Genomic DNA, 24,115 nt, shown 5'->3' on the forward strand with positions numbered 1-24,115 from the left:
TGGCTGGAATGCGTGCAGATTGGGATGATTTGCCGCTGTTCCGATGCCCGACCGGCTCAGCGCATCTGCAATCCGGCGTCGGCCCCGTTCAGCACTTCGCTGCCGTTCTCGGTGGTCAGGCTGGTACGCCCCAGGCACATGGCGGTGCCGCTGTCGGAATCCATCAGGATCATATGGGCGAACATCACCATGCCCGGCTCCAGCACCCAGTCATTGCCCGCATAGAACATTGGCTTGTCCATCCAGGAGGGCGTGAACTTGGCGCCGAGCGAATAGCCGCAGGCGGCGAGCCGGTGCTCTTCCAGCCCGTGCGAATCCATCACCCTTGCGTGGGCAGCGAAGACGTCACCGGCCGTGCGTCCCGGCCGGATCTCCGCCTCGCAGGCGAGCAAGGCCTCGTGGGCGGCGGTATAGAGCTCGCTGTGACGGGGCGAGACGTCCCCAATCGTGATCGTGCGCATCAGCGCCGCATGGTAGTGGCGATAGACGCCGGCGAATTCCAGCGTGATCTGGTCGCGTTCGGCGAGCTTGCGGCGGCCGCTCTTATAGCGGCAGAGCAGGGCGTCGCGCCCCGAGCCGATGATGAACTCGTTGGCGGGATAGTCGCCGCCGGCCGAGAAGATGGCATTGTGCTGGGCGGCGAGGATGTCGCCCTCGTCGGCGCCGGGAAACACGGCGGCGATGCCGGCTGCATCGGCCGCGTCGGAGAGGCGTGCGGCTTCGCGCACATAGGCGATCTCTGCGGCCGACTTGACGGCCCTGAGATGGGCGACGACATCGGAAGCGTCGACCAGTTCGAAATCGCCGGCAAAAGCTGCCTCGAGCTTGCGGCCATTGGCATGGGTGAGGCCGTAGGAATCGAACTCGACGCCAATGCGCCCGCCTGTCACGCCGAGATCGCGGACCATGTCGAGCAGTTGCTGGGCTGGCGTGGCATCCTTGCGATCGGTCCAGATGCGGATATCGGCGAGGATGGAGGTATGCTGGGCCTGGCGCAGGTCGGCCGTACGCGTGAGCAGCGCCATCGTGCCGTCGGCGCGCACCAGCAGCGATTGGAAGAAGCAGAAGCCGAAAGTGTCGTAGCCGGTCAGCCAGTACATGCTCTCCTGGGCGAAGAGCAGCATGGCATCGAGCTTTTGCGTGGCCATCTCCGCCTGCAGGCGTTTCAGGCGAGTGGCGAATTCATCCGTCGAAAAATGCAGCATGGCAGGTCCTGCCTCGAACCTTGTTCCCAAAGCGTTTTGCGATTTGGTCGTTTCACCAAGAATCGCAAAGACGCGTCGAATCAAAGAGTTAGAGCAAACAAGCGTTCACGCCTGAACGCGCTTTGCTCTAGTGATCCACCAGCGCGATCGCATGCAGCAGGCGGCCATAATCGGGCTCCTTGCGATGGGTCACCCGCCGATAGGAGAAGAAGCGATCCTCATCCTGATAGGTGCACAGCGCCATGTTCTCGAAACGGCCGACGCCGGCCGCCGTGAGGCGCATGGTGATATAGGCCGGCAGATCGAACATGGCATGACCGGCATTAGGGCTCGGACCGAAGAAACGCTCATTGGCCACGTCGACCTCCAGGAAGCGGGCCTTGAACTCCGGCCCGACCTCATAGGCCGCGCGCGAGATCATCGGGCCGAGTACCGCGACGATGTCGCTCCTGATGGCACCGAGGCCCACCATGGCGTCGAGCGTGGTTTCGAGCACGCCGGTGAAGGCGCCCTTCCAGCCGGCATGGGCCGCGCCGATCACGCCGGCCTTGGCGTCGGCGAACAGGACGGGGCCGCAATCGGCGGTGGCGACGGCCAAAGCGAGATTGCGTTCGCGCGTCACCATGGCGTCGACCTTGGGGGCATGTTCGCGGGCCCAGGGCGCGGTGACGGTGACGACGTTGGGGGAGTGCACCTGGTAGCAGGTGATGAAGCGATCACGCGGCACGCCGAGGCTGTCAGCCATGCGGCCCCGGTTCTCGCGGACACGCTCTTGATCGTCATCGGAGCCCGAACCGCCGTTGAGCGAGGCATAGATGCCGTTCGACACGCCTCCCTGGCGCGTGAAGAAGCCGTGGCGGATGCCGGGCAGGTCGAGGGCGGCGTGCTGGAGTGCGATGGCGGGCGAATCGGTCATGGCGGCAGGATCGGGAGGAAGTGGAGGGATGTCAAACGGGCGCCCTAAAGGGAACCCGAACCAGTCAGGGTTGTGATACCGGCGATTTCGCGGCGGGAACCGTTGCGTTTTCAAGCCGTTGGTTCAAAGTGCCCCGGTATCCGGCCATGGCCGGAGAAGATTTGTTGAATAGGTGCCCCATGAAGATCACGAAAATCCTGCCTGCCTTCGCTTTGGCCGCCTTGCTGGCGCCCGCGGTGGCCGGTTCGGCCGAGGCCGCCGTCAGGACGGGAACGCTCACCTGCGACATCGGCGGCGGCATCGGCGTGGTGCTGGGTTCGCGCAAGCCGGTATCCTGCCGGTTCTCCAACTTCAACGGCTACAGCGAACTCTATGACGGCACCATCACCAAGGTCGGCGTGGATGTCGGCTTTACCTTCGGCGGCCGCATGGTCTGGGCGGTCTTCGAGCCTTCCAACCGTCACGCGCCCCTGGGCGGCAACTATGCCGGCGTGTCGGCCGAGGCCAGCGCTGCGGTGGGTGTCGGGGCCAATGTCCTGCTCGGCGGCGGCAATGGCGGCGTGACGCTGCAGCCGATCTCGGTGCAGGGGCAGACCGGCCTCAACGCATCGGCCGGCATCGGCAGCCTGCATATCCGCCCGGTCGCGGCGCCGGTGATCATCCAGACCGAGCGGGCTTACCGCCCGCGCCACAAGGTGCATCGTCATCACCACAAGGTGAAGAAGCATCGCAAGAGCTGCCGCTGCAGGGTCTGAGATTCCTGAAGAGCTGACCGAAAACCGAGAGAACCTCGATTTCTTGTGATCATCGGGCTGGTCCCGGTGATCCGGGACACGTGGCGGTATCCTGGATGCCCGGGACGAGCCCGGGCATGACAATGGCGGTGCTTTGCTCAGCCTCGCTCGATCCCTGGCGCCGAGACGGCCAGCACCTTGAACAGCGAACCCATGGCGCGCGGGGCGTCGTCGGTGAGCCGTTCGAGCGCCTTGGCGATCGCCTCGGCCTGTTCGGGCGTGGCGTGGCGGCTGAGATTGGCGGCCATCGGGCGAATGCCGAGTTCGTTGAGAAACTGTGCCTGCGTGGTGAGAATGTCGATCGACAGGCGCTTGCCGGCGGCAATGCGTGCCAGCGTCTCGAAACAAACATGGGTGGTGAGGTCGGCCTCGCCGGGCCGGGCCAGCGGTTCGACGAAGGCATGGCCAGCCATGGCCTGCAGCGTGTCGCCGACGCCGAATTCGAGATGGCCGTAGTCGATGATCAGGGCGGCGCCGCCGAAGCGGCCAAGGCGCGCAGAGAGGGTCGCCATCACCCTTGAACCGGCTTCCGGATATTCGACGATCGTGCCGTCGAGCGCGCCATCGGAAAGGGGAGGCGCCTGATTGGCCGGTACGGGCTCCGGGGCGAGGCCGAAGGCGAGTTCGTCATCGACCAGGCCGACCAATCGTTCGTGCCAGCGCCCGCCCTGATGCACCAGCTGGTGCACGGGCAGGGCATCGAAGAACTCGTTGGCGATGATGATCGACGGCCCGTCGGGCAGGTCGGCGATGTCGTCATGCCAGGTCGGGCGGCGTCCCCCGAGGCTGTCGGCCAAGGTAGCGGCCTGGGCCTTGCGCAAGACCGGGCTCGTCTCCACCAGATGGAGCGCGATGGCGTCGGCGAGATCAGGCACGACCTTGCCGATCGCCCGCAGGGCGTCCGCCATCAACGTGCCGCGTCCGGGGCCCAGCTCGACCAGGTTGATCCGGCCAGGCGAACCCAGGATCATCCAGCGATGGGCCGCCCACAGGCCGATGATCTCGCCGAACATCTGGCTGATTTCCGGAGCGGTGGTGAAATCCCCGGCGGTGCCGAGCGGGTCGCGCGTGATGTAATAGCCGTGACGGGGGTGGCCGAGCGCGAGCGTCATGTAGCGCGCCACGTCGATCGGCCCCTCCTGGCGGATGAGATCCTTGATCTCGCGGGCGAGGGGGGTCTCGCTCATGCCGATTTCGATGCGTCGGAAGCCTTGGGCGCCTCGGGGCGGCGCGCCAGGGCGTACACCACCAGGCCAAGGCCAGCCACGACCATGGGCAGCGAATAGGCTTGTCCAATGGTCAGCACGTCCTGGATCCACCAGCCGTCCGGCTCGCGATAGAGTTCGCTGAAGGAGCGCGCGCCGGCATAGCCGATGCCGAACAGGCCGGCGATCAAGCCCGGCCGTTTCAAGGCACCGAAGCGCGTCATGATGGCAAACAGCACGAACAGCGCGAAGCCCTCCAGGGCAGCCTCGATCAACTGGCTCGGATAGCGCGGCGTCGGCCCCTGCGGAAACACCGAGAACGGACTCGATGGCGAGATCATGCCCCAGGACGAGCCCCAGGCCGGACGCCCCCATAATTCGTCATTGATGAAATTGGCGATGCGGCCGAGGAACAGGCCGATCGGTGCGACGCAGGCGGCAATGTCGAGATAGGACAGGATCGGGATCTTGTTGAGCCAGGCGAACAGGATCACCGCGAGCGCAGCCCCCAGGAAACCACCATGGAAGGCCATGCCGCCTTCCCAGACCTTGAAGATCTCGATCGGATTGGCGAGATAATAGTCGGGTTCGTAAAGCAGCATGCCGAGCCGCCCGCCGATCACCACGCCGAGCGTGACCCAGATCAGGAGGTCGTCGAATTGCAGCTTGGTGCCCGGCTGAACCGGCCAGAGCTTGGCATTGCCGATCAGGTGACGCCCATACCACCAGCCGCCGAGCAGGCCGAAAATATAGGCCAGCGCATACCAGCGGATGGCAAGCGGGCCGAGATGGATCAGCACCGGGTCGAAAGCGGGAACGATGAAATATTGTTCAGGCATGGGTGCCTTTTGGTGACTGGTGAGGGCAGCGTCAAGGCGGAAGCTTCTATCGAAGTCCGGCCCGTGCTATCGACGCCGCAAAGGAGTTTCGTGATGCCACAGCAATCCGGCCGTATCTATGACGAGTTCGCCAAATTGATGACCGACGCCGCCGGCGTCGCCCAGGGCGTGCGACGGGAAGTCGACAGCGTCGTGCGCAGCCAGGCCGAGCGCATCATGCGCGATCTCGATTATGTCCGCCGCGACGAATTCGACGCCGTGCGCGAGATGGCGATCAAGGCGCGTGACGAAAACGAACGCCTGGCGGCTCGTATCGCCGAGCTCGAAGCCAAGCTTGCTGCGCGTTGAGTGCAAACCGGCCTGGTCATGCGACAATAAGACCGGCGAGGAATGAGAGGCCTCCTTGTGGACGGCGGGAACGAATCCTTGCCGATTCAGCCTGAATGCCTGAACTCTCCCCTCACAGGCTGCGTATCGATCGGTATTCGCAGCGCCAATGCGCCTCCTCGGAGGCGCCGGGAGTTGCAATGTCGGTAATCGAGCTCCAGAGCGAGCGGGCCGGTCATCCGGTTGATCTCGTCGAACATCTGGCGAGTCTTCATGACTGGGCCTTCGACAGGCTCGGCGAAGACGAGATCTCCATCGTGGTGAAGGGGCATGGCTGCGACTACGCGGTATCCTTCACCTGGATGGACGATATCGAGTCGCTGCACCTGGCCTGCTCCTTCGACGCCAAGATTCCCAAGCGCCGCCACGCCGATCTCCTGCAGACGATCGCGCTCGTCAACGAACAGCTCTGGATCGGTCATTTCGACGTCTGGAATGCCGACCAGGTCATCATGTATCGCCATGCCCTGTTCCTGGCCGGCGGTGCCGAAGCCACGCCGCGCCAATGCGAGGCCCTGATCGAGATCGCGGTGGAGACCTGCGAGCGCTACTTCCAGGCCTTCCAGTTCGTGATCTGGGCCGGCAAGACGCCCAAGGAAGCGCTCGAGGCTGTGCTGTTCGAAACCGTGGGCGAAGCCTGACACGACAATTGCGCTTGTCTGACGGAGCGAAGGAAACACGGAGTGTCAGCCTCCGGCGGACATTCTGCCCGCCGGCAAGCGCCGGGTTTTCAAGATGTCAGCCGGAGGCTGACACTCCAGCCGGTCGGTCGACATTCCCCTTTCGCAGGAGTTCTTCACATGGCTGAAACATTGGACATTGGCGGCAAGCTGTTGCTGCTGGGCGCCGGCAAGATGGGCGGGGCCATGTTGGAAGGCTGGTTGAAGCTCGGCCTCGATCCCGCCGAAGTGGGCGTGATCGATCCGCATTTGCCGCCGGAGATTGCCAGCGACCTCGCCGCGAAAGGTGTCGCGGTCAACCCGATGCTGGCCTCCTTCGGCACGCCGGCGGTGGTTCTGCTGGCAATCAAGCCGCAAATGATGGATGTCGCCATGGCCTCCGTCGCGCCCCTGTTCGGATCGGATACGCTGGCCGTCTCCATCATGGCGGGCAAGACCATTGCCAGTATCGCGGCATTGCTGCCGGCCGACACCGCCATCGTGCGCGCCATGCCGAACACGCCGGCTGCCGTCGGCCGCGGTATCACGGCCGCCGTGCCGAATGCCTTCGTGACCGCCGATCAGGAACGGGCGGCCGACGCCCTGTTGCGGGCGACCGGCGCCGTGGAGTGGGTCGCGGATGAAAGCCTCATCGATGCGGTGACGGCGGTTTCCGGCTCGGGGCCGGCCTATGTCTTCCATCTCGTCGAAGCCATGGCCGAGGCCGGAGCCGCGGCGGGACTTCCCGCCGATCTCGCCATGCGGCTGGCGCGCGCCACCGTGGCGGGAGCGGGCGAGTTGCTGCACCAATCCGAACTGCCGGCGGCCACGCTGCGCCAGAACGTCACCAGTCCGGGCGGTACCACTGCTGCAGCGCTGGACGTGCTGATGGCCGAAAATGGCTTGACGCCGTTGATGAAGCGGGCGGTCGAGGCGGCGCGCCGCCGCGCGGGCGAACTCGCTTCCTGAGGACCGGCGTGGCCTTGCCTGCCAATGCGCCGCATTGATCCGGACTGCAATCGGCCTATCTTTATCGGACGGGGCACACCGAAAAACGAGGTTCGAGCCATGGTTGCCAAGCCGAAAGCCGATAATGCCGTCGATCCGCGTCAGGCCGCGATAGAGGCCTTGCTGGCGCTTTGCGCCGACAATCCCTGGGGTGAGATCGGCTTGGCCGACATTGCCGACAAGGCGGGACTGTCCCTGTCGCAATTGCGCGGCCTCTACCCCTCCAAGGGAGCCATCCTCGCCGCCTATTCCCGCCAGGTCGACCAGAAGGTGCTCGATGGCATCGACGAGGGCATGGCTGGCGAGCCGGCGCGCGAGAGGCTGTTCGACATTCTGATGCGCCGCATCGATGTTCTCTCGCCGCACAAGGTTGCCATCGCCAATATTTCCAGGGCTTTCGCGCTCGATCCGCTCGCCATGGCGGCCTGGAACCGCGTTGTCACCAATTCGATGCAGTGGATGCTGACGGCGGCCGATATCGACGCCGATGGCCCGATGGGGGCCGTGCAGGCGCAGGGGCTGGCGCTGGCCTGGGCCCGCATCGTCAAGGTCTGGCTGAAGGACGAGGACGAAGGCCTGGCCACGACGATGAAGGAGGTCGACAGGCAGCTTCGTTCGGGCGAGCGCTGGATGGAACGGGCCGACGATCTTTGCCAGATCTTCGCACCGTTCCGCCGCATCGCCGAACGCTCTCATGAGCGCCGTGCCCGCATGCGCGAGAGGCTGCGCGAGCGTTTTCACGATTTCGCCGAGTCGCGCCGGCGGGGCAGGGATGATCGCGATGATGCGGAGGCAGTGTGAGTACCAGTAACGGGCAGCCGGCAGCGGAGATCGGCTTCGATGATTTCATCAAGGTCGATATTCGCATCGGCACGGTGCTGGAGGCGGTACCCCTGGAAGGGGCGCGCAAACCGGCCTATCGCATGCGGATCGACTTCGGTGACGAGATCGGCGTCAAGGCCTCCTCCGCCCAGCTCACCGCGCTCTACAGGGCCGATGAGTTGGTCGGCCGCCAGGTGATGGCGGTGGTCAATTTTCCGCCGCGCCAGATCGGCAAGTTCATGTCGCAAGTGCTGACGCTGGGCTTCCCCGGCGCCGATGGCGCCGTCGTGCTGGCGACGCCGGAACGCCAAGCTCCGAACGGCTCGCGATTGTTCTGAGGCGCCCCTTTCAAGATGTTTGGAACGAACCCGAAAAAGACTGGGATGGGGCAACGCGACCCCTCATCCGCCCCCAAGGTTCTTTACCTGAACGCGTGGTCTTGAACGGACCACGCTATGGCACCTTCTCCCGCAAGGGGAGAAGGCGATCGAGCAGCATTGAGCCTCCCGAAAATGATTCCCTTCTCCCCTTGCGGGAGAAGGTGCCGTCAGGCGGATGAGGGGGGGACCGCTCGACCCGGATTTCACACATCAACACCTTGAAGAGGGTGGTTCTGAGAGCAGAGGCGGCGGTGACCTCTCCGCGTAAGGATGGGGTTCCACTATGCCTGTCCCTACGCGATCCTCTCGACCGCGATCGCCGTCGCTTCGCCGCCGCCGATGCAGAGCGAGGCAATGCCGCGCTTGAGGTCGTTGCGTGCCAGGGCATGCAGCAGGGTGACGATGATGCGCGCGCCGGTCGCGCCGATGGGATGGCCGAGAGCGCAGGCCCCGCCATGGATGTTGAGGCGGTCGGCCGGGATGTCGAGGTCATGGCGCGCCGCCATCGCGACTGCGGCGAAGGCCTCGTTGATTTCGAACAGGTCGACATCTCCTACGCGCCAGCCCGTGCGTTCGAGCAGCTTTCGCATGGCCGGGATCGGCGCCGTGGTGAACCAGGCCGGGTCCTGGCTGTGCGTCGCATGTCCCTTGATCTCGGCAAGCACGGGTAGCCCGTCGCGCTTGGCAATGGAGCGGCGGGTCAGGACGAGCGCGGCCGCGCCGTCGGCATTGGCCGAGGAACTGGCGGCGGTGATGGTGCCGCCCTTGCGGAAGGCCGGCCTGAGCTGCGGTATCTTGTCGGGTGAGACCTTGAGCGGGTTCTCGTCGTCGGCAACCAGCCGGGTCCCGCCCTTGCCCGGCACCTCCACCGGCACGATCTCGGCGGCGAAAGCACCGTTTTCGACCGCCTTGCGGGCACGGGTCAGGGTTTCCACGGCATAGGCATCCTGGTCGTCGCGGCTGAACTGATAGGCCTCAGCCGTCGCTTCGCCGAAATCGCCCATCGGGCGGCCGCCTTCATAGGCATCCTCCAGGCCGTCGAGCATCATGTGGTCGAGAAGGCGGTCATGGCCCATGCGGTAGCCGCTGCGTGCCTTGGCCAGCAGATAGGGCGCGTTCGACATCGATTCCATGCCACCCGTCACCACGATGTCGGCAGAGCCGGCGCGAAGGAGATCGTGGCCGAGCATGGTCGCCTTCATGCCGGAACCGCAGACCTTGTTGACGGTCGTCGCTCCCGTGGCGTCGGGCAGTCCCGCATGACGGGCGGCCTGACGGGCCGGGGCCTGGCCAAGGCCGGCCGGGAGCACGCAGCCCAGCAGGACCTCGTCCACGCGATCGCCGGCAAGGTTCGCGCGAGTCAGGGCCTCTTTCACGACATGGGCGCCGAGCGCAGGAGAGGGCAGGCTCGAGAGGTCACCCTGGAAACGTCCCAATGGGGTGCGTACGGCGGAGACGATGACGACGGGGTCGCTGCTGGACATGGCTCGATCCTCACTGGCATTGCGGGACACTATTGCATGATGGATGACATATTATATTATGATCATAATTTAAAGAGGAGAGTGGCCATGGATCTTTCGGAATGCGTCGACCCACGCAAACTGGCTTTGCAGATGATCACGCCCCGGCGGCTTCCCCCGCGCGCTGCGCTAGTTCCCGAAGGTGCGATCCCCTTCTCCGTAGCGCATGATGGCGGCTCGATCGCCGGCTGGCGCTGGGGCCATGGCGAACCGGTGCTCCTGGTGCATGGCTGGGAAGCAACCCATGTCGACATGCTTGCTTTCGTAGAGCCGCTGCTCGCACGTGGCCTTGGCGTGATCGCCGTCGATTTGCCGGCCCATGGCGCTTCCGAGGGCATCTCGGCGACTATCCCGCAGATGGCCAGGGCGGTAACCGCCGTCGGCGAGGCCTGCGGGCACCTGCATGGTGTGATCGGCCATTCCGTCGGCGGGCCGGTTCTGACCGTCGCACTGGCCGGAGGGCTGGATGCGGAGCGTGTCGTCCTCATCGCCTCGCCTGCCAATTATGGCCGCCAGATGCGGGCGGCGGCGATGGCGTCGGGGGTGGTCGACGCCCGGGATCTCGCCCATATGGCCGATGAACTCATTCGCCTGGGTACCGAATTGCCGATCATGGACCTGCCCAGTTTCGCCGAACGGTTGACGCAACCGGCTCTTCTCCTTCATTCCAGGGATGATCGCGTCGTCGCCATTGGCGAAGCGCGCGAAATCGCCAGATATTGGCGCGGATCACGATTGATCGAGCTGGACGGACTTGGTCATGGCCGTATCCTTAGCGATGCCGGCGTGATCGGTCAGGCCGTGGATTTTCTGGCGGTGCTTTCTTGACGGGAGACGAGGCGGCCATGCGCTATGACAAGGGCCACAAGGATGCGACGCACCGGCACATTCTCGAAACTGCCGCATTGCGCCTGCTGCGGGACGGCATAGACGGCACCGGCATCGCGCCGTTGATGGCCGAAGCGGGCCTGACCCATGGCGGTTTCTACAGCCATTTCGCCTCGAAGGACGCCCTGGTTCGCGAAGCCGTCGCTCATACGCTGACGCAGCGACGCGGCAAGCTGCGCCGCTCCGCCGAGCGCGCCGACGACCCGATCGAAGGGCTGATCCGCTATTATCTGCGCCCCATCCACCGGGATACGCCGGAAAAGGGCTGCGCCATCGCTGCGCTCTCCGGCGAGATTGCGCGCCAATCCGAGATGACACGGACCGCCTTTACCGAAGAGCTCTTCGGCAGCATCGGCGTGATTGCGGATAACCTGCCCGAAGGCGATGCCGAAACGCGCCGCAGCACCGCCATCGCCATCATGGCCCTGCTGGCGGGAACGCTGCAGCTCGCGCGCGTCGTCCCAGACCCCGCCCAATCCGACGCGATCTTGGAGAACGGCATCGAGGCGGCTCTGAAGCTGGCGCGTCGTGAAGAGGGAGGTGTGCAAGAGGCAGGTTGAATGACCGCTGGATCCCTCACCCTTACCCTCTCCCGACCCGGGTGAGGGTAAGGGTGAGGGGCTGCACGGAGCCGGATGCTCTTTTCCTCATCACGGCATCCGGCATCACGGCACCCAGCCGAGCTCGTCCAGCAGGAGGCGGGCAAGCAGCTGGGGCGAACGCCCGTCAGTCGTCAGCCTGATTGCCCCGTTCTCGCCTTCGCCGGCCATCCGCTGCGCCTGGACGAGGGTGCGCTGGAACTGCGCTTCGAGGCCGGCGCCGATTTCACGCTGGCGAAGGCGTTCGAGCAATGTGCTCTCACCGGCCTCGAGGCGCACCACGGTGATGCGTGCCTCCGGAATGGCAGCCAGAATCCAGCGCCGGTCGGAATCGAGATGCACCATCACGCCCGACATGATCAGGCGGCGGTGGCCGAGGGCCCGATAGGTCGCCCAGATGGCCGCCAGATTGAGGGTGCTGACATCAAGCGTGCCCGGCCGCAGGCCGTCGAGCTCTGTCCGGCTGGGGAGCGGATACACCCTGTCGAGTTCGTCCGTCTCGACGATGGCATGGGCGATGCCGGCCGCGGCCAATAGCGCCCCAACCTCCCAGGTCAGCGTCGATTTTCCGATTCCAGCCGGACCGGTGATCAGCACGATATCGACGGGATCGGCTAGGATGTCATCGGGCATGGGGCATGGTCCTGGCAGGTCGAGATCGCATCAGACCGGGATGCGTACATTCGCCCGCAGTCCGCCCAGCGGGCTGGTGGCAAGGGTGATGTCGCCGCCGTGGAAGCGGGCGATGTCGCGGGCGATGGCGAGGCCGAGGCCGGTGCCGCCATGATCCTGGTTGCGAGCCTCGTCCAGCCGGAAGAAAGGCTTGAACACGTCCTCGCGGCTTTCTTCGGGCACGCCGGGCCCGTCGTCGTCGACGGTGACGACGAGATAGCGTTGCTCCCGCACCCCGGTGATGACGATGGTCCGGGCGAAACGCTGGGCGTTCGATACCAGGTTTGTCAGGCAGCGCCGGAAGGCGTCCGGGCGCACCACCACGATGGGATCGCCCTGGAAACTGACCCGGGCATCCTGGCCCTGGCGTATGGCATTGGCACGCAACTCCTCCAGCAGGGCGGCGATGTCGGTGGCTTCGGCCTGCTCCGCCGCATCGCCGCGCGCGAAGGCGAGATAGGCCTCCAGCATGCGGCTCATCTCGTCGACGTCCTTCTGCAGGTCCTCATATTCGGGGCTGCTTTCGTCGAGCAGCGCCAGGGACAGTTTGAAGCGTGTCAGGATGGTGCGCATATCGTGAGAGACGCCGTTCAGCATGGCGGTGCGCTGCTCGAAGGCACGCTCGACGCGTCGGCGCATCTCGATGAAGGCGCTGGCGGCCTGGCGCACTTCGCGCGCGCCGCGCGGGCGGAAGTTCTGGACGTCGCGCCCCTTGCCGAAATCCTGCGCCGCATTGGCGAGCTGCTGGATCGGCCGGATCTGGTTGCGCAGGAACAGGATCGCCACCGTGATCAGGATCAGCGAGGAGCCGAGCATCCAGAGCAGGTAGATGTAGGAGTTGGAGGCGAAGGTCTGGCTGCGGCGGGCGAAGACGCGCAGCACGGCATCGTCGAGCTTGACCCGGATCTCGACGAAATCCGAGCGGCCGACCGTATCGATCCAGAAAGGCAGGCCGATGCGCATGCGGATCTCGTCCGAAAGCGCCTGGTCGAGAATGTCGAAGAAGGGTCGGGCGCCGCGCGGCGGCAGGTCCTCGAGGGGGCGGAACTCGATGCCGAGCGCGAGCTGTTTCTGGGCCACCAGCTGGAGCAGGTCCGTCGTGCCCTTGTCATGCGGCATTTGCTGGTAGAGCTCGACGATCGCCGCGATGTCTTTGGTGGTGGCGGCCGACAGCCGCGAAGTCACGCCCTGCCAGTATTTCTCCATGAACATGTAGGTGACGATGGCCTGCAGCAGCACCATCGGCGTGATGATGATCAGCAGCGAGCGGGCATAAAGGCCCTTGGGCATGCGGTCGCCCAGCGCCGACAGCACGCGGCCGGGGCCCGCCGCGAGTTCGCGCATCCTGGGCAACGCAATGCGGGCGGCCTCGGAAGCCCGCGACAGGCCTTTGCGGAGCAGCGCCCCGGCGGATTGGAGGGCCGGTGGACGCGGCTCCATCACATGTCGACCATCAGGCGATATCCCGTGCCGCGCACCGTCTGCAGATAGACCGGATTGCCCGGATCCTTTTCGATCTTGCGGCGCAGGCGGTTCACCTGCACGTCGACGGTGCGCTCATTGGCGATGTCGGCGGCCGAACCGGCAAGCGCCAGCCGGTCGACCGTCTCGCGCGGGATTTCGACCAGCAGGCGCAGCATGTCGCGCTCGCGCTCGGTGATGCGAACCGTCTCGCCGCCTTGTTGGAGTTCTCCGCGCGAGACGTGGAAGGCGAAGTCGCCAAAGGTGACGATGTCGCGCACCGGTTCTGCCGGTGTCGGAGCAACCGCCCGCTTCAGGATGTTGTTGAGGCGCAGCAGCAATTCGCGCGGCTCGAACGGCTTGGGCAAATAGTCGTCGGCGCCGATCTCCAGGCCCTTGATGCGATCGTCCGGATCGCCGCGCGCGGTGAGCATCAGGATCGGCACGCTCGAGCCGGTCCGGATCCAGCGGGTCAGGTCGAAACCGTTCTCGCCCGGCATCATCACATCGACGATCATCAGGTCGAAGGTGATCGCCTCGATGCGCTGGCGGGCGCTGGCCGCATGTTCGGCCGTGGTCACACGGTAGCCGTGCTCGCCGAGATAGCGCGAGAGCAGGGTGCGGATGCGGTTGTCGTCGTCGACCAGCAGGATATGGGGGGCGTCGTCGGGAAGGACGGCAACCTTGTTCATCGTTTTTCACCCCGGGTCTTGTCGCTTTTGGTGATGTTGTCGCGGATGAGCCGGGCGACTTCTGCCCGCCCGTCCGGATCGACCATGGCGAACAGGAAGCGTTGTGCCAGCTCGGGACCGGTCAGGCCGGCTTCGGCGAGCGCTCGCGCGATGCGCTGGGATTGCGTCGTTGCCAGTTCGACGGCCAGTTGCTTGCCTTTCACCGTGGTGGTCAGCAAACGCTGCCGACGATCTTCCCTGCCTTCGCGCTGCAGGATGAAGCCCTGATCGACCAGGTCCTTCAATACCCGGGCCAGCGACTGCTTGGTGATTTTCAGAATATCCAGCAATTCGGCGACAGTAAGATCGGGATTGCGGTCGACGAAGTGCAGCACGCGATGATGGGCCCGCCCGAAACCATAGGCTTCGAGGGCATGGTCGGGGTCGGCAACGAAGTCGCGATAGGCGAAGAAGAAGAGTTCGATCAGCTCATAAAGCGGGGGCTCGCCCTGCTCGTTTTCCGGGCGTGGCGTGGAGGCAGGGGAGAACGAGAAATTTACGTCAGCCATATTGACATATTTTCGTCAGATCGTTACGCAAACCGGGCTCAGCGCGAAAGGATGTTCCGCCGGAGCGTTTTGCGATTTGGCAGAATTGCCAAGAATCGCAAAGACGCATCGAACCAAAGAGTTAGAGCAAAATAGCGTTTCCGTCTAAACGCGCTTTGCTCAGGAACGGGTGGATATCTCAACGCGCCAAGCGCGGTGCCGTTTCCGGCACGAAACATAAGGGGATTTGCCCCCCGACGCAAAAGCGACGGTTGCCATTATCCAGCCACGTCCCGAGCGGAAAAAGACGCTCGCGGCGAACGGAACAGTTTCCGCAACTGCCCGCCAATGGCTATAACATTGCGGTTACCAGAGTGTTTTGCGATCTGCCGGAGCCACTGGCGGGCGCAGGGCCTCGAAACAGGAGTGGGAGCAAGAGCGCTCAGGTATGAACGCGCGTTGCTCCAAAGCGTTTTGCGGCTTGGCGGAATCGCCAGGAACCGCAATGACGCGTCGAACGGAAGAGTGAGAGCAAACAAGCGTTTTCGCCAAGACGCGTTTTGCTCGAGGAAGCGCGAAGCGCTGGAGGATGTGTCATGTCGATGTTGCCCTTCGATCAACGCGATGGCTTTATCTGGCTGGACGGCCAGATGCTGGCCTGGGGCGATGCCAAGCTTCATGTTCTGTCGCATGGGCTGCATTATGGCGGTGCCGTCTTCGAGGGCGAGCGCTCCTATGGCGGCAAGATCTTCAAGTCCTCCGAGCATTCCGCACGCTTCAAGCGTTCTGCCGAGATTCTCGATTTCGCCATTCCCTATTCGGTCGAGGAACTCGATGCCGCCAAGCAGGCCGTGCTCGACAAGAACGGCCTGAAGGATGCCTATGTCAGGCCGGTCGCCTGGCGCGGCTCGGAAATGATGGCGGTGGCCGCCCAGCATGCCACCATCCACACCGCGATCGCGGTATGGGAATGGCCGAGCATGTTCGACATGGCCACCAAGATGAAGGGCATCCGCCTCGACGTGGCCGAATATCGCCGGCCCGATCCGAAGACGGCACCCTCCCTGTCGAAGGCCGCGGGCCTCTACATGATCTGCACCATCTCCAAGCATCGCGCCGAGCGTCGCGGTTATGCCGATGCGCTGATGTATGACTGGCAGGGCCGCGTGGCCGAATGCACCGGCGCCAATGTCTTCTTCATCCAGGACGGCAAGATCCACACGCCGATTGCCGACTGCTTCCTCGACGGTATCACCCGCCGCACGGCGATCGATCTCGCCAAGGCCCGTGGTCTGGACGTGATCGAACGGCGCATCATGCCGGAAGAACTCGGCAGCTTCAGCGAGTGCTTCCTGACGGGTACGGCGGCGGAGATCACGCCTGTCGCCGAAATCCTCGAGCATCGCTATACGCCGGGTGCCATCACTCGCACGCTGATCGAGGACTTCAATCGGGCGGTGCGCCCGGAAAGCCAGTCGGCTGCGGCCTGATCCTTCGGGGGCGTCGGGAGATATGGAAAGGGCAGGCCCGGTGGCCTGCCTTTTTGTATTTTGGCGCCACAGGCTCGAAAGGGGCCTGAGCTGTCGCCATGGCAACAGCCCAGGCCTCGACGTCATGCTGGAATGGATGGAGAGGCAATTTCCATAGGGAGGCGAGTAATGGAGGCTTCTGGATACCGGGCCTTGGGCATGGTCGCGGCCCTGGTGTTCGCCGGCGCCTGTGTGCCGGACGGCGCCGACGCACAGGCCCGATTGCAGGCGCTGCGCCTGGCTCCGCTTCAGATCATGTGCATTCGTGCCCCATGCCCCTGGGGCGAGATGGCAATCAGGCCGGTCGACGCCTCGGACACGCCGCATCCGCTCTATCGCGGGCCGTTGCCCAGGCTTCAGGCCCGGCCTGCCGACGCGGCCGTGATCCGGCGCGCTTGGCAGCGGCGCACATGCATGATCGTTCGCGGCAGCGTGGAAGGGGCGAGCCTGCGCGTATCCCGGATCCTGGGCCGATGCTGAAGCACCGGTCCAGCCCGGCCCAGCGGGCCGATATGCCCTTCGCTTCCCGCCCGTTCACGTAGCATCGACCAGCGCCATGGCTTCCGGCATGTAGCGCTCGCCGCTGACGCTAGCCGGCGGCATGGCTTCGTCGATGGCAGCAAGATCGGCCGCGCTGAGGGCGATTGCGGCCGCCGCCGCATTGTCTTCCAGATGGGACAATCGCCGGGCCCCGGGAATAGGCACGATATGGTCGCCCCGGTGCAGCACCCAGGCCAGTGCGAGCTGGGCAGGCGTTACCCCCTTGTCCTCGGCAATGCTGGCAAATTTCGCCAGCAGGCGCTGGTTCGCCGCCATGTTGCTTTCCTGGAAACGGGGCAGGGATTTGCGCCAGTCGTCGGCGGCGAGCGTGCTGTGATCCCGGATCGTGCCGGTGAGCAGGCCGCGGCCCAGCGGACTGTAGGGCACGAAGCCGATGCCGAGTTCCCGGCAGACCGGCAGCACATCCGCCTCGACATCGCGGCTCCACAGTGAATATTCCGTCTGGACCGCGGCAATCGGATGGACGGCATGGGCGCGTCGGATGGTCGTCGCGCCGGCTTCCGACAGGCCGAGGGCCTTGACCTTGCCCTCTCTCACCAGCTCCGCCATGGCCCCGACCGTGTCCTCGATGGGCACGGCGGGATCGACACGATGCTGGTAGAACAGGTCGATGGTCTCGACGCCGAGACGGCGAAGCGAGGCTTCGGCGACGGCACGCACATGTTCGGGACGGCTGTCGACGCCGATGATGCGATCCCTGTCCTGGCCTTCCGGCGCGATGCGGAAACCGAACTTGGTGGCGATGACCACCTTGCTCCTGAGCTCCTTCAACGCCTTGCCGACGAGCTCTTCATTGGTGAAGGGCCCATAGACTTCGGCCGTGTCGAAGAGGGTGATGCCGAGATCGACGGCGCGATGCAGCGTGCGGATGGCATCCGCCTCGGCCTGGCCGCCATAGGCAAAGCTCATGCCCATGCAGCCAAGGCCGATGGCGGAAACGGTGAGCGCGGTGCCGAGTTGGCGTGTCTTCATGGTGTGGTCCTCCGTAATGCCGGCCACCATGCGCTTCATTGAGTTGTTCGATAATCCATGCTTTCGAAAATGAGTTGTTTCGTATAACTGAACAATGAAACGAACCGATCTACCCAGCCTCGTCATTATCTCGGCTATCGCAGAGCAGCGCAGCTTTCGTGCTGCGGCTCGCAAGCTCGGCATGTCGGTGTCGGCCGTCAGTCAGGCGATCACGGGCCTCGAAGAAAGCCTCGGCGTGCGGCTGCTGGCCCGCACGACACGAAGCGTTGCGCCTACCGCCGCCGGGGAACGCTTGCTGGGGCAATTGCAGCCGGCGCTCGCATCGATCGAGGAGGCGCTCGAACAGGCGAGCGCTTCGCAGGCGGACATCGCCGGGAGGCTGCGCTTCAGCGCGCCACGCACGGCCGTGCAGCATGTGCTGCTGCCGCTGGCCCTGCGCTTCATGCGCCGATATCCCGCGGTGAGCGTGGAAATCCTGGCCCAGGATGCCTTCACCGATATTGTGGCGTCGGGTTTCGACGCCGGCATACGGTTCGGCGAAAGCCTGCAGCAGGACATGATCGCCGTGCCGCTCGGCGGCCCGCTGCGCTTTGCCATCGTCGGGGCGCCCGGCTATCTCGATGGCCGGCGCAGTCCGGAACTGCCCGCCGATCTCCACGACCACGATTGCATCCAGCGCCGTTTCACCGATGGCTCCCTCTATCGCTGGGAGCTCGAACGGGACGGCAAGGCCGTCGAGCTGGCGGTGACGGGCAACCTCATCGTCAATGACGACGCCCTGATGCTCGATGCCGCTTTGGCCGGGCAGGGGTTGGCTCTGCTGATCGAGGGGCTTGCGGCGGAGGCGCTCGCCCAGGGCAGGCTCGTGCGCCTCATGGAGGATTGGTGCCCGGCCTTTCCCGGTCTCTTCCTCTATTATCCCAGCCGGCGCCTGATGCGCCCGGCCCTGCGCACCTTTGTCGATTTCCTGAAGGCCGAGGCATGATCGAGGCCGTTACGTCCTGGCGTAGTGCAGCACCGCCACGCCGCAGGGGAAGGGACGTGCGTCGACCAGCCTGAGCCGCGTTGTCCGATGCAACTCGCCGAGCACGGGCTTGCCACGACCAAGCAGGGCTGGATTGACGATAAAGTGGAATTCGTCGATCAGCCCTGCCTCGACCAGGGACGACACCAGGATCGGACCGCCATAGACGATGATGTCCTTGCCGGGTTCCTGTTTGCGGCGGCTGACCTCCTCGGCGAGGCCCGATCTCGCAATCTCGGTATTGGCCCAGCGCGACTCCTTCAGGGTGCGGCTGAAGACGATCTTGCGCATGTCACCGATCGCCCTGGCGAAACTTGACTGGGGGCTGGCGGAATTCTCCGCAACCGTCTGCCAATGCTGGTGAAAACCTTCTTCGGCCATCATGCGGCTGAGCAGGATGCAATCGGAGGAAAAGGTCAGCGCCTCGTGATAGCGCCTGAGTTCTGTATCCCAGCCCCAGTCGGGCGCCCAGTTCCACACCATCCAGTCATTGTTGCCATCCTGGCTTGAACTGAAGCCATCGGCGGAGATCTGCATTTCCAGTTTGAGCTTGCGCATGGCGAGGTCTCGTTGTGGCGCGGGTTCAGGGTGCGATCTCGGTGAGATAGGCGTCGAGCCTGTCAAAACTCTGGCTCCAGCCTTCGCCATGGCCGTCCCGCGAGGCGAGGGTGGTGAAGACAGCCTGATGGAAGCGCATCAAGGTCTGGCCGTCCTCGTCCTTGAAGGTGACGGTGACGATGGTCTCGGGCCCAGGATTGCCATCATCGCCCTCCCAGGCATGGGTGAAGACGAGGCGGGCCGGCGGCTCGACCGCCAGATAGGTGCCGCGCACCCAATGGTCGGTGCCGTCGGGGGCATGCAGGCAGGTGCGATAGATACCGCCCGGGCTGCAGTCGAACTTGTCGGAGGTCGCGGTGAAGCCCTTGGGACCGGGCCAGCGCATCAGGTGCCGCGGCTCGGTCCAGGCCTTGAACACCAGTTCGCGCGGTGCCTTGAACAGGCGGGTGATGACGAGTTCGTGCTCGCTGGGTGTCGGGGCTGCGTTCGGGGCACTAGTCATGCTTGTTGTCCCTGTCGTTTCCGGGGGCCTGGAGTTCGGCGAGATAGTCATCGAGGCGGTCGAAGCTGTCGTCCCAGAAGCGGCGATAGTGCTGGACCCAGTCGAAGGCGTCCCTGAGCGGGCCCGGCTCCAACCGGCAGGGGCGCCATTGCGCCGTACGGGTGCGGCTGATGAGGCCGGCCTTTTCGAGAACCTTGAGATGCTTGGAGATTGCCGGCTGGGTCAGCGTGAAGGGTTCCGACAGCTCCATGACGGTGGCTTCGCCCTGCGCCAGCCGGGCGAGAATGGCCCGGCGGGTCGGATCGGCCAGGGCCGAGAAGGTGTCGCTGAGATGGTCGGGCATCATATATAGCCATGTAGTTAATTAACCTAATGGCTATATACGGTCGTTGGCGAGAGAGGTCAAGTCTTGTGGAGACCGTGTCTGGCGAGGTGCAAGACCCCTCATCCCCCTGCCGGGACCTTCTCCCGCAAGGGGAGAAGGCAATGGATTGGAATGACTTGCACCTGGTCGTAGTGGTCCAATTAGCTCCACGACCGCCAAACAAAACCCCTTCTCCCCTTGCGGGAGAAGGTCCCGGCAGGGGGATGAGGGGTGATGCAGAACTTGAAAAGACTGCGTCCTGCCTCAGCCGATCTTCGCGCGGAGTAGGCGTAGGGCGTTCATGGTGACCAGCACGGTCGCGCCCGTGTCGGCGAGGATGGCCGGCCATAGCCCGGTGATGCCAGCAATGGTGGTGACCAGGAACACGGCCTTCAAGCCCAGCGCCATCGTGATGTTCTGGTGGATGTTCGTCATCGTGCAGCGTGAGAGCGAAACCATGCCGGCCACGTCGCTGACGCGCCCGTGCAGGACGGCGGCGTCGGCCGTCTCCAGGGCGACGTCGGTGCCGCCGCCCATGGCGATACCGACATCGGCAGCCGCCAGGGCTGGGGCATCATTGATGCCGTCGCCGACCTTGGCGACCATCAGCCCCTGGGCCTTGAGCTCATTGACGATGCGCTGCTTGTCCTGCGGCAACAGTTCGGCATGCACTTCCAGCCCGAGCTTCTGCCCGATCGCCTGGGCGGTGCGGGCATTGTCGCCGGTAAGCATCAGAGTGCGCACGCCGGCCGCCCGCAGGGCCGACAGCCCGGCGATGGCGTCTTCGCGGGGCTCGTCGCGCATGGCGATCAGCCCCGCGGGCATGCCGCCGGCCAGCAGTACCGAGACGGTCTTGCCTTCCTGGTTGAGGGCTTCGATGCGCGCCACGATGTCGGCGGGAAGCGCTGCCTGGCTTGCCGCAGCCTTGGGCGAGCCGAGGAACAGGGCAAGGCCATCGACGCTGCCGGTGACGCCCTTGCCGCCGAGTGCCTTGGAATCCTTGGCGACGGGGGTGAGGATATTGCGTTCGGCCGCCTTGCCGAGAATGGCGGTGGCGAGCGGGTGACTGGACCCGGCCTCGAGAGCCGCGGCCAGCCGCAGCACTTCGGCTTCCTCGCGGCCGAGCGGCACGATGTCGGTCACCTTGGGCTTGCCTTCGGTCAGCGTGCCGGTCTTGTCGAAGGCGGCCGCGGTGATCTTGCCCACGGTTTCAAGCACGGCGCCGCCCTTCATCAGCAGGCCACGGCGCGCGCCGGCCGAGAGCGAGGCAGCGATGGCCGCCGGCGTCGAGATGACCAGGGCACAGGGGCAGCCGATCAGAAGGATCGCCAGGCCCTTATAGATCCACTCGTTCCAGGAAGCGCCGACGAGCAGGGGAGGCAGGATCGCCACCAGGGCGGCGACCACCACCACGCCCGGCGTGTAGTAGCGCGAGAAGCGATCGATGAAGCGTTCGGTCGGCGCCTTGCTCTCCTGGGCTTCCTCGACCAGCTTGATCACCCGGGCGATGGTGTTGTCGGCAGCGGCAGCGCTTACGCGGATACGCAGGGCGCCGTCGCCATTGACGGTGCCGGCGAAGACATTGTCGCCGGTCTCCTTGCGCTTGGGCGTGCTCTCGCCGGTGACAGGTGCTTCGTCGATGGCGCTATCGCCCGAGACGATGACGCCGTCGGCGGGAATGCGGTCGCCCGGCCGCACCAGGATGACGGCGCCGACGGCAAGCGCGTCGGCAGGCACTTCCTGCGTGCGCCCGTCCGTTTCGAGAAGAGCGGTCTTGGGTACCAGGCTGGCAAGGGACTGGATGCTGGCGCGCGCCTTGCCGGCGGCGACGCCCTCCAGCAATTCGCCGACCAGGAAGAGAAAGACCACGGCGGCCCCTTCCTCAGCGGCCCCGATGATCACCGCACCCACGGCGGCGATGGTCATCAGCATCTCGATAGTGAAGGGCATGCCGTAGCGGGCCGCGACGAAGGCACGCCGCGCGATCGGGATCAGGCCGACCAGCATGGCGATGTCGAAGGCCCAGACCGCGATCGCGGGGAAGAGATGCCCGATGCCATAGGCGGCCACCAGCGCGATGCCGGCGGCGATGGTGAGCCGGCCCTTGCCCGAGCGCCACCACGGGCCGGAGGAGGGGCCGTGATCATGGCCGTGCAGGCCGGCAAGGGCCGGAGCCTCGCCGGCGGTGGCATGATCATGCTTGCCATGCCCGTGCTTGCCGTGATCGTGGCCGGCATGATCGTCATGGTCGTGGTCGCCATGATCGTGGTCATGTCCGGTATGATCATGGTCATGGCCGCAGCAGGCGCCGTGATCGTGGCCATGCTCATGGTCGTGTGCGGGCTTGGCGGTGCCGGCCGCAGGCGTCGCAACGAGAAGGGGCGAAACCTTGTAGCCGAGGCGGCGGACCCGATCCTCGACGGCGCCGAGATCCTGGCCGCCGCCATGCTTGACCGTCATCGTGCCTGCCGTCACCGACACCGAGACGTCCTCCACGCCGGTGACGCCGCGCACGGCCTTGTCGATCTTGCTGGCGCAGGAGGCACAGTCCATGCCCTCCACGCGGTAACGGGTCTGGGTCGCAGCGATAGCCATTTCGAGTCTCGCATTTCGAATGGGTTGCATCTTCTGCGAAGGCAACTACATCCTCTAGTGGCTAGAGGAGCAAGCGAAAAATGAAGCTTTCAGGCGTGGCGATCGGCGAGGCGGCCAAGCGTAGTGGCGTCAAGGTGCCGACCATCCGTTATTACGAGCAGGTCGGCCTGCTGCCGGCGCCGCCACGCACCGACGGCAACCGGCGTCTCTACGAGGCAGCCGATGTCAGGAGGCTGGCTTTCATCCGCCATGCGCGGGAGCTCGGCTTCGAGGTCGAGGCGATCCGTACCCTGCTCGACCTGCAGGACAATCCCGGCCAGTCCTGTGCGGCGGCCGACGCCATCGCCCAGGCCCGCTTGGCCGAAGTGGAGCAGCGCATCGCCAGCCTGCAGGCGCTGAAGGTGGAACTGCAGCGTATGGCGGAAGGCTGCCGCCATGGGCGTGTCGACGAATGCCGGGTGATCGAGATTCTGGCCGATCACGACAAGTGCCTGCACGTCCATCATTGAGGAGAGGAACTGCTACGGGACCGGATGCACGCGGCCGGTCCCTTTGAAACTCAGGCAACCAGCCTCTCTCGCAGGAATGCCGCGAGCTGTTGCGTTGGTGTGCTCGCCTCCTTGCCCAGGAACAGGCCGAAATGGGCGGCGGGTGGTGGCGGCAGGCGAAAGCGGGGTGCCAGGGCTTCGCAATCGGCAGGGAGTGTCTCCGGCAACATCAGGCTGATGCCGAGGCCGGCGCGCAGGGCGCCGACGAGCGCCGCAAGGGTGGTGACGCGACAGGCGATCGTCCAGGCGATGCCGGCTTCGGCAAAGGCGACGGCTGTCCGGTCCTGCCAGGTGCAGGATTCTTCGAAGGCGACAAAAGGCACAGGTGCAGCTTCGGACAGGTCGATGAGGCGGCTGCCGCCCCAGACCAGGCGCCGGGACCAGTGGAAATGGGGTGCCGACCCAAAACGGGCTGGATCGCCGATGACGATATCGCAGCGACCTTCCCGAACGGCGCCTTCGAGTTCGGGGCTGTGGGCCGTCATCAGGTCGAGCTGTATCCTGGGATGCTGTTGCCGAAACTCGGCGAGTGAGAGCGGCAGTTGCGTCATTGTCAGGTCCTCGACCAGGCCCAGCCTGACTCTGCCCGCCAACTGCCGGCCCTCGATCTGTCGCCGCGCATCGCTGGTCAACGCGAGCAGGCGCCTGGCATAGGCCGCCAGTGTTTCGCCGGCTTGCGTCAGCGAGACGCCGCGCGGCGTCCTGTCGAGCAGTCTGGCGCCTAGATCGCCCTCCAGGCGCTGCAACTGCATGCTGACCGCCGCTTGCGTCCGGGACAGCCGTTCGGCCGCCGCACTGATCGTCCCGGTTTCGGCGGCTGCAAGCAGAGCACGCAGGAGATGAGGGTCCAGATCTCGATCCATAAATTATCCTGATATTGACATA

Annotated in this window: 27 protein-coding genes; 12 read left to right on the plus strand and 15 right to left on the minus strand. The window is 65.0% G+C overall.

Translation table 11 applies throughout. The features are described from left to right. Positions 1-56: 56 nt before the first annotated feature. Together BA190_RS14655 and pgeF are read right to left on the minus strand one after the other, a co-directional pair. Positions 57-1,205, minus strand: coding sequence for a Xaa-Pro peptidase family protein (locus BA190_RS14655; RefSeq protein ID WP_068288451.1), 1,149 nt, complete (start codon positions 1,203-1,205; stop codon positions 57-59). A 127-nt stretch (positions 1,206-1,332) separates the two neighbouring features. Beyond that, positions 1,333-2,121, minus strand: coding sequence for a peptidoglycan editing factor PgeF (gene pgeF / locus BA190_RS14660; RefSeq protein WP_082979744.1), 789 nt, complete (start codon positions 2,119-2,121; stop codon positions 1,333-1,335). A 179-nt stretch (positions 2,122-2,300) separates the two neighbouring features. Between pgeF and BA190_RS14665 the strand changes: the two genes are divergently transcribed. Then, positions 2,301-2,876 (plus strand): DUF992 domain-containing protein, encoded by a 576-nt coding sequence (locus BA190_RS14665; RefSeq protein ID WP_068288454.1) that lies wholly within the window; start codon positions 2,301-2,303, stop codon positions 2,874-2,876. Between the two features lie 137 nt (positions 2,877-3,013). Here the strand turns inward: BA190_RS14665 and BA190_RS14670 are convergent, their stop codons facing one another. Together BA190_RS14670 and lgt are read right to left on the minus strand one after the other, a co-directional pair. Then, a complete protein-coding gene (locus BA190_RS14670) occupies positions 3,014-4,102 on the minus strand; it encodes a class I SAM-dependent methyltransferase (protein ID WP_068288457.1) in 1,089 nt (362 codons plus the stop codon). Further along, positions 4,099-4,959 (minus strand): prolipoprotein diacylglyceryl transferase, encoded by an 861-nt coding sequence (gene lgt, locus BA190_RS14675; RefSeq protein WP_068288463.1) that lies wholly within the window; start codon positions 4,957-4,959, stop codon positions 4,099-4,101. Before lgt ends, BA190_RS14670 begins: the two co-directional genes overlap by 4 nt. Positions 4,960-5,052: 93 nt before the next feature. Between lgt and BA190_RS14680 the strand changes: the two genes are divergently transcribed. From BA190_RS14680 to BA190_RS14700, 5 genes are all read left to right on the plus strand, one after another. Continuing rightward, the gene (locus tag BA190_RS14680; protein WP_068288466.1) at positions 5,053-5,307 is read left to right on the plus strand and encodes an accessory factor UbiK family protein; all 255 of its coding nucleotides are present in this window, start codon (positions 5,053-5,055) and stop codon (positions 5,305-5,307) included. Between the two features lie 179 nt (positions 5,308-5,486). Further along, the gene (locus BA190_RS14685; RefSeq protein WP_068288472.1) at positions 5,487-5,987 is read left to right on the plus strand and encodes a YbjN domain-containing protein; all 501 of its coding nucleotides are present in this window, start codon (positions 5,487-5,489) and stop codon (positions 5,985-5,987) included. Positions 5,988-6,146: 159 nt separating this feature from the next. Continuing rightward, positions 6,147-6,974 carry a pyrroline-5-carboxylate reductase gene (gene proC / locus BA190_RS14690; RefSeq protein WP_068288482.1) on the plus strand — a complete coding sequence of 276 codons (828 nt, stop codon included), beginning with the start codon at positions 6,147-6,149 and terminating at the stop codon, positions 6,972-6,974. A gap of 99 nt (positions 6,975-7,073) precedes the next feature. Next, positions 7,074-7,814 (plus strand): TetR/AcrR family transcriptional regulator, encoded by a 741-nt coding sequence (locus tag BA190_RS14695; protein WP_068288484.1) that lies wholly within the window; start codon positions 7,074-7,076, stop codon positions 7,812-7,814. Then, on the plus strand, positions 7,811-8,173 hold the full coding sequence (locus BA190_RS14700) for a tRNA-binding protein (protein WP_068288486.1): 363 nt from the start codon (positions 7,811-7,813) through the stop codon (positions 8,171-8,173). The genes BA190_RS14695 and BA190_RS14700 overlap by 4 nt, the downstream gene beginning before the upstream one ends. Before the next feature lie 335 nt (positions 8,174-8,508). On the opposite strand, the gene BA190_RS14705 is transcribed toward BA190_RS14700, so the two are convergent. Next, on the minus strand, positions 8,509-9,699 hold the full coding sequence (locus tag BA190_RS14705) for an acetyl-CoA C-acyltransferase (RefSeq protein ID WP_068288489.1): 1,191 nt from the start codon (positions 9,697-9,699) through the stop codon (positions 8,509-8,511). Positions 9,700-9,786: 87 nt separating this feature from the next. Between BA190_RS14705 and BA190_RS14710 the strand changes: the two genes are divergently transcribed. Together BA190_RS14710 and BA190_RS14715 are read left to right on the plus strand one after the other, a co-directional pair. Continuing rightward, positions 9,787-10,566, plus strand: a complete 780-nt coding sequence (locus tag BA190_RS14710; protein WP_068288492.1) for an alpha/beta fold hydrolase — start codon at positions 9,787-9,789, stop codon at positions 10,564-10,566. A gap of 17 nt (positions 10,567-10,583) precedes the next feature. Next, a complete protein-coding gene (locus BA190_RS14715) occupies positions 10,584-11,186 on the plus strand; it encodes a TetR/AcrR family transcriptional regulator (RefSeq protein WP_068288495.1) in 603 nt (200 codons plus the stop codon). A 105-nt stretch (positions 11,187-11,291) separates the two neighbouring features. Here the strand turns inward: BA190_RS14715 and BA190_RS14720 are convergent, their stop codons facing one another. From BA190_RS14720 to BA190_RS14735, 4 genes are all read right to left on the minus strand, one after another. Then, positions 11,292-11,858 carry an AAA family ATPase gene (locus BA190_RS14720; protein WP_068288497.1) on the minus strand — a complete coding sequence of 189 codons (567 nt, stop codon included), beginning with the start codon at positions 11,856-11,858 and terminating at the stop codon, positions 11,292-11,294. A gap of 30 nt (positions 11,859-11,888) precedes the next feature. Next, positions 11,889-13,241, minus strand: coding sequence for an ATP-binding protein (locus BA190_RS14725; protein ID WP_068288855.1), 1,353 nt, complete (start codon positions 13,239-13,241; stop codon positions 11,889-11,891). Positions 13,242-13,336: 95 nt separating this feature from the next. Further along, positions 13,337-14,050, minus strand: coding sequence for a response regulator (locus BA190_RS14730; RefSeq protein ID WP_068288500.1), 714 nt, complete (start codon positions 14,048-14,050; stop codon positions 13,337-13,339). Next, entirely contained in the window at positions 14,047-14,598 is a 552-nt protein-coding gene (locus BA190_RS14735) for a MarR family winged helix-turn-helix transcriptional regulator (protein ID WP_068288503.1), read from the minus strand. Before BA190_RS14735 ends, BA190_RS14730 begins: the two co-directional genes overlap by 4 nt. A 575-nt stretch (positions 14,599-15,173) precedes the next feature. Between BA190_RS14735 and BA190_RS14740 the strand changes: the two genes are divergently transcribed. Together BA190_RS14740 and BA190_RS14745 are read left to right on the plus strand one after the other, a co-directional pair. Next, positions 15,174-16,067: a branched-chain amino acid aminotransferase gene (locus BA190_RS14740; RefSeq protein WP_068288506.1), complete on the plus strand. Its 894-nt coding sequence runs from the start codon at positions 15,174-15,176 to the stop codon at positions 16,065-16,067. Between the two features lie 168 nt (positions 16,068-16,235). Next, positions 16,236-16,586, plus strand: coding sequence for a hypothetical protein (locus BA190_RS14745; protein WP_156771522.1), 351 nt, complete (start codon positions 16,236-16,238; stop codon positions 16,584-16,586). A 54-nt stretch (positions 16,587-16,640) separates the two neighbouring features. Here the strand turns inward: BA190_RS14745 and BA190_RS14750 are convergent, their stop codons facing one another. Further along, complete coding sequence (locus BA190_RS14750) at positions 16,641-17,639, minus strand: aldo/keto reductase (RefSeq protein WP_068288857.1); 999 nt, start codon at positions 17,637-17,639, stop codon at positions 16,641-16,643. A gap of 94 nt (positions 17,640-17,733) precedes the next feature. Between BA190_RS14750 and BA190_RS14755 the strand changes: the two genes are divergently transcribed. Further along, complete coding sequence (locus BA190_RS14755) at positions 17,734-18,624, plus strand: LysR family transcriptional regulator (protein ID WP_068288510.1); 891 nt, start codon at positions 17,734-17,736, stop codon at positions 18,622-18,624. Between the two features lie 9 nt (positions 18,625-18,633). Here the strand turns inward: BA190_RS14755 and BA190_RS14760 are convergent, their stop codons facing one another. From BA190_RS14760 to BA190_RS14775, 4 genes are all read right to left on the minus strand, one after another. Then, entirely contained in the window at positions 18,634-19,221 is a 588-nt protein-coding gene (locus tag BA190_RS14760) for a dihydrofolate reductase family protein (protein WP_068288514.1), read from the minus strand. Positions 19,222-19,246: 25 nt separating this feature from the next. Then, a complete protein-coding gene (locus BA190_RS14765; protein WP_068288519.1) occupies positions 19,247-19,723 on the minus strand; it encodes an SRPBCC domain-containing protein in 477 nt (158 codons plus the stop codon). After that, positions 19,716-20,069 (minus strand): helix-turn-helix transcriptional regulator, encoded by a 354-nt coding sequence (locus BA190_RS14770; protein ID WP_068288522.1) that lies wholly within the window; start codon positions 20,067-20,069, stop codon positions 19,716-19,718. The genes BA190_RS14765 and BA190_RS14770 overlap by 8 nt, the downstream gene beginning before the upstream one ends. A gap of 282 nt (positions 20,070-20,351) precedes the next feature. Continuing rightward, positions 20,352-22,682 (minus strand): heavy metal translocating P-type ATPase, encoded by a 2,331-nt coding sequence (locus BA190_RS14775; protein WP_068288533.1) that lies wholly within the window; start codon positions 22,680-22,682, stop codon positions 20,352-20,354. 80 nt (positions 22,683-22,762) lie between these two features. Between BA190_RS14775 and BA190_RS14780 the strand changes: the two genes are divergently transcribed. Beyond that, positions 22,763-23,191, plus strand: coding sequence for a helix-turn-helix domain-containing protein (locus tag BA190_RS14780; RefSeq protein WP_068288535.1), 429 nt, complete (start codon positions 22,763-22,765; stop codon positions 23,189-23,191). 50 nt (positions 23,192-23,241) lie between these two features. On the opposite strand, the gene BA190_RS14785 is transcribed toward BA190_RS14780, so the two are convergent. Next, positions 23,242-24,093 (minus strand): LysR family transcriptional regulator, encoded by an 852-nt coding sequence (locus tag BA190_RS14785; RefSeq protein ID WP_068288536.1) that lies wholly within the window; start codon positions 24,091-24,093, stop codon positions 23,242-23,244. Between the last annotated feature and the right edge of the window lie 22 nt (positions 24,094-24,115).

Origin of the sequence: Labrys sp. WJW (assembly GCF_001676615.1) — a bacterium.
Classification (GTDB): Bacteria; Pseudomonadota; Alphaproteobacteria; order Rhizobiales; family Labraceae; genus Labrys; species Labrys sedimenti.